The organism is Candidatus Desulfatibia sp., assembly GCF_036446775.1.
Classification (GTDB): Bacteria; Desulfobacterota; Desulfobacteria; order Desulfobacterales; family UBA11574; genus Desulfatibia_A.
On sequence record NZ_JAZFTO010000122.1, the window covers coordinates 1 to 5,190 of the forward strand.

General features: G+C 43.1%; 2 protein-coding genes and 1 pseudogene. 2 read left to right on the forward strand and 1 reads right to left on the reverse strand.

The window, feature by feature from the left end; translation table 11 throughout:
* Positions 1-29: 29 nt before the first annotated feature.
* Entirely contained in the window at positions 30-1,172 is a 1,143-nt protein-coding gene (locus V3S16_RS05835) for an ABC transporter substrate-binding protein (RefSeq protein ID WP_413883739.1), read from the forward strand.
* 9 nt (positions 1,173-1,181) lie between these two features.
* Positions 1,182-4,310 (forward strand): PAS domain S-box protein, encoded by a 3,129-nt coding sequence (locus V3S16_RS05840; RefSeq protein WP_413883740.1) that lies wholly within the window; start codon positions 1,182-1,184, stop codon positions 4,308-4,310.
* 207 nt (positions 4,311-4,517) lie between these two features.
* Here V3S16_RS05840 and V3S16_RS05845 read toward each other — a convergent pair.
* Positions 4,518-5,190, reverse strand: a pseudogene (locus tag V3S16_RS05845) (translational GTPase TypA); the annotation flags it as partial.

The window sequence follows — 5,190 nt, forward strand, 5'->3', positions numbered from 1 at the left end:
CGGAAAATTAGTTATAGGGGTGCAAACATATGCATAAAGTATTTCAGCACAACACTGGATTTGGCCGGATAGCAATTATCATCATTGTCACTATGGTCGTAACAGGCCTTGCTGTATTTTTTGTGCTCCGAGGAGGAAAAGAAGAAACAATTAAAATCGGGGCTGTTCTTTCAGTTTCCGGGCCGGGAGAAACTTTAGGGATAGAATATACAGATGGTATGCTTTTGGCAGCAGATGGAATCAATGCCCGAAATGGGATAAATGGAAGGAAAATAGAATTGATTATTGAAGATTCCAAAACAGATGCGCAAGAAGGTAAAAAGGCGTTCAAAAGGATAGAAAAAGAGCATCATCCTCTTTTTTATGTTTCAATCTTAAGTTCTGTTTCCATGGCATTAGCTCCTCTTTCAGAGGAAAATAAAGTTGTGCTGGTTGGATTAGCTGTATCAACTGCAAGATTCACAGAGAATAAAAAATGGGTTTTCAGGTATTTCACTAATACAGAGATTGAAGCACAAGCCATTTTTTCAATTTTAAAAGAATTGAAGGTCAAAAAGCTGGGTATAATTTACTTGAACGATGAGTATGGTACATCTCTCTTTGAAATAGTCAAGCAAAGGTTCGAGACAAGTGGCGGGATAGTCGAAAGCGAAGCCTATGAAACAAAAGAGTTTAATTACATAGAGCAAATCGTAAAACTTAAAGATATGGAAGCAATCTATTTTATTGGTTTCGTTCCTCATATTAAAAAGGCTTTCAAGCAGTTGAAGGAGTTGAATTTTAAAGGGTCTATCCTGGGCTCAGTCGGAGGCTCCACTCCGATTGTCACAAGCATGCCGGAGGCGAACGGAGCCTATATCGCGGCACCCATCATTTACAACCCAAACTATCTTTTTGCCAAAGAGGCGAAAGAAAAATATGAAGTTAAGTACAATAAACCCTTTAACATGTTTGCAGCAAACGGTTATGATTTTATAAAATTTATAGCCGGCTTGCTGAAGGACAAGAAAATTTCCCGTGAAAGTTTACAGACTTTGTTGGAAGATGGGTTCATGTATCCGGGAGTTTTCGGTATTCTTGATGTTAAACCAGGCCAACATGAAATAATCTTTCCGCTGCATCCTGCCCGAATTTCAGACGGTGAGCTTAAGTATCTGATTATAAATAAGTGAGGATCAGGCATGAGAATAAGAATAGGTGTAAAACTGATGGCCGGCTTTGCGCTGGTTATACTGCTGATGGTTGCACTATCGCTGTATTTAACGAGTATAAGCCAGAAATCCTTAAGACAAGCTGTTGGTAAAAGTTCTATATTTCTGGCAGAGGAAATGTTGAAAAGGATTAATCGCAGCATTTATCATAAGATCGAGGAGCTTCAAATTTTTTCTAAAAATACTCTGGTTCAAGAAATGCTTTCAGAATCAAACCGTGAATTTGAAAAATTAGATGATATTAAAGAAACTATTATACAAGACGACAGAAAATGGGTTTCTGCTCCAAAAAATCAAACGACTCAGTTCATGCAAGATCTTATCAGCAATAAATTGTCAAATAACATAAGACGGCAAATAACGCTATTCTATCAAAATAAATATGGCTACAATGTTTTTGAAGAGATTTTTATAACAAACAGGTTTGGAGCAAATATTGCCCAAACGATAAAAACCACTGATTACAGGCAGGATGATGAAGAGTGGTGGCAAATCGCAAGAGCGACAGGGTTTTATGTAAGTGATGTTGAGTATGATGAAAGCGCGGGAGCCCATGGTAATGCTATTGCGGTAAGGATTGATGATGAAACCGGAAACTTTATTGGAATATTGAAGGCCATCCTTTCTGTTAAGGAAGTTATAAGGGAAACAGAATTAACCACAAAAAAATATGAATCAACAAGCATAACACTGACCACCAAGGATGGGTTGCTGATTTATAGAACAGGTGTATTCAAGTTTTTGGAAAAATGGTCCAACAAAAATTTGTTTGAAATTATAAAAAATAAAAGGGGCTTCTTTACTGCCAAGGATGGTGGGATAGAAAAACTTTTTTCTTTTGCCCATTCTAAAGGCTCCAGAGAACTTGGAGGTTTAGAATGGATTCTTGTCATGGAACATGACATAGAAGAGGTGTTAAAACCCGCTTTTGTCCTAAGAAACGCTATGATAGTTGCTTCGCTTATTTTGATTATTCTATCTATTATCATTGCCCTTTTAATATCTCGTTCCATCACAGCACCATTAGCAATATTATCCAAAAGTGTTGAAATAATAGGCAAAGGTGATCTGAAACACAGAGTTGAACTAAAAGTGAAAGACGAAATCGGCGAATTGGGTTTGGTTTTTAATCAGATGACCGCAAGGCGGCAAGTGGCGGAGGAGGCGCTGCGGGAGCGTGAGGAGGAATACAGAGTATTAATAAAAAATCTTCCAAGCATTGTCTATAGAGGGTACAAAGATTGGTCGGTCGAGTTCATCGATAATAAAATTGAATTATTAACGGGCTATGACGCTGATGAATTTAATTCCCGCAAAATGAGGTGGTCGGATATTATTCTTAAAGAAGATATTGAGGCTGTCAGGGAAAGTTTTATCCAGGCTTTAAAAACAGATATGTCATATGTTAGGGAATATAGAATCAAATCCAAAGCTGGAAACATCTATTGGCTACAAGAGAGAGGGCAGATAATTTGCGATAACAAGGGAGAGATTGAATTTGTGAGTGGCGTCTTTTTTGATATAACCAACCAAAAGCTTGCCGAAAAATTGATTCGGGAGAATGAGGAGAGATATAGAACACTTGTAGAAAACATCGATCTTGGGATCATTTTGGTAGATACCGACCACACTATTGTAATGACCAATGCAGCGCAGTGCAGATTTTTTAACAAGCCTGTAGGCTACTTTAACGGCAAAAAGTGTTTCAGAGAATTCGAAAAGCGGGAGGCAGTTTGTCCGCATTGTCCTGGAGTTCGTGCTATGATTACAAGGTGTCCGGAGGAAGTCGAGACCGAAGGGGTCAGGGATGACGGCAGCCGTATACCAGTGAAAATCAGAGCATTTCCAGTGTTGCGGGAAAACGGACAAGCCAGTGGATTTATTGAGGTTGTGGAGGACATCACTGAGAAAAAAAAAGCGGCTGAAGAAAGGGAGAAACTACAAGCACATCTTCATCAAGCTCAAAAAATACAATCCATCGGCACACTTGCAGGTGGGATTGCCCACGATTTTAACAATGTTCTCTACTCGATAATTGGGTATACAGAGCTGGCCATGGACGATGTGCCTGAAGGCAGCCTGGCCCAAAAAAATCTAAAGGAAGTACTTAAGGGTGCCATGCGAGCCAAAGACATGGTTAAGCAGATCCTGACATTCAGCCGCAAGGCCGATACAGAAAAGAAACCTATCAAGATTCAATCTATCGTAAAAGAGGCGCTCAAACTGCTCAGGACCTCAATACCGTCGACTATTGATATCCGCCAGGATATTGATACTGATTGTGGCCCGGTCTTGGCTGATTCGACCCAGATCCACCAGGTGGTTATGAACCTTGCCACCAATGCTTATCAAGCGATGCGAGAGAAGGGAGGAGTTCTGGAACTGATTCTTATGGAAGAGGAAATCCGTTCTGATGATTCAGAATCCTATTTGGATCTTCACCCCGGCACATATCTCAAACTCACTGTAAGCGATACGGGCCATGGCATGGATAATGTGGTTATGGAAAAGATATTTGAGCCCTATTTTTCTACAAAAGGTCCTGGTGAAGGCACCGGAATGGGCCTTGCGGTGGTCCACGGGATTGTCAAGAGCCACGGAGGGGATATTGAAGTATACAGCAAGCTTGGTGAAGGAACTACATTTTCTGTCTATTTGCCCCTGATTGAAACCAGACCTGTTGAACCGAAAATCATATCCGCAGAACCTGCTCCAACGGGTACGGAACGAATTTTGTTTGTGGATGATGAAGAACCGATCGTTTTCATGGCACATCAGGTTTTAGAACGCCTTGGCTATCAGGTCACACCTCGCACAAGCAGTGTGGAGGCACTGGAGGCGTTTAGAGCCAAACCGGACGAATTTGATTTGGTCATCACCGACATGACCATGCCGAATATGACCGGCCTTGAATTAGCCCCCAGGCTTAGGGAAATCAGGCCCGATATTCCCATTATCATCTGCACCGGATTCAGCGAGATGATAGACGGAGATAAGGCTAAATCAATGGGTATTCTGGGGTATGTTATGAAACCTATTACTAAAGAGGAAATTGCCAGAATCATAAGGCAAGTACTTGATGAAGAGATGGGAAAATAGATATTCGTCGGGGTGTTGATAGCTGCAACCTATCCTGGCGCCACAAAACCCTTTAATGCCTGTGTTACGTAATGACTCCCTTAAGGATTTAGGTTCAATGATGGGTCAAAACCAGGCCGCCGCAAATAAGGGGTGCGATCCGGCGGTCCGGTTATCGTCCCGGCACGATGATTCGCGATTCGTCCTTTTACTTCACCTGCTGTTGCTTCAACACAACAGGCTACATTGGGCAGAAGAAGCGACACGGCCCAGGGCGGCTTTCCTCTTTTCCTTTGAAGGGCGCATGGCGTGGCGCTTCTGAGCGGAAAGTTCGATTTTCCGCATGCGCAGGGACCGGGGAGTGACCTCCACCAGCTCGTCTGCACGGATGAAGCTGATGGCCTGCTCCAAAGTAACCGGTTTGATCGGGGCAAGGATCACGTTGTCATCTTTTCCGGAAGCCCGCATGTTTGTCAGTTTTTTCTCTTTGCAGGGATTTACGTTGATGTCCTGGCCACGGTTGTGCTCGCCGACGATCATCCCCTCGTAGACGGGATCTCCGGGCACGACAAAAAAACGGCCCCGTGGTTCCAGGTTGAACAAGGCGTAGGCCACGGCGCTTCCGGATCGGTCTGCTACGATGGAGCCGGTAAACCGGCTGAGACATTCCCCTCGAAAGGCCTCGTAACCGTCAAACAGGGAATGCGTGATACCTGTTCCCCGCGTATCGGTGAGAAATTCATCCCTGTACCCGATCAACCCCCGGGCGGGTATGCTAAATTCGATCCGCACCCTGCCTTTGCCTTTGTTGACCATACTGGTCATCTTACCTTTACGCAGGGACAGTTTTTCGGTGACCACGCCTAAAAAACGTTCTTCGCAGTCGACCAGGAGCCGCTCC

What these genes read in the sequence shown, in the direction of transcription:
- V3S16_RS05835 (WP_413883739.1), top strand. Translation starts at nt 30, where the DNA reads ATGCATAAAGTATTTCAGCACAACACTGGATTTGGCCGGATAGCAATT.
- V3S16_RS05840 (WP_413883740.1), top strand. Translation starts at nt 1,182, where the DNA reads ATGAGAATAAGAATAGGTGTAAAACTGATGGCCGGCTTTGCGCTGGTT.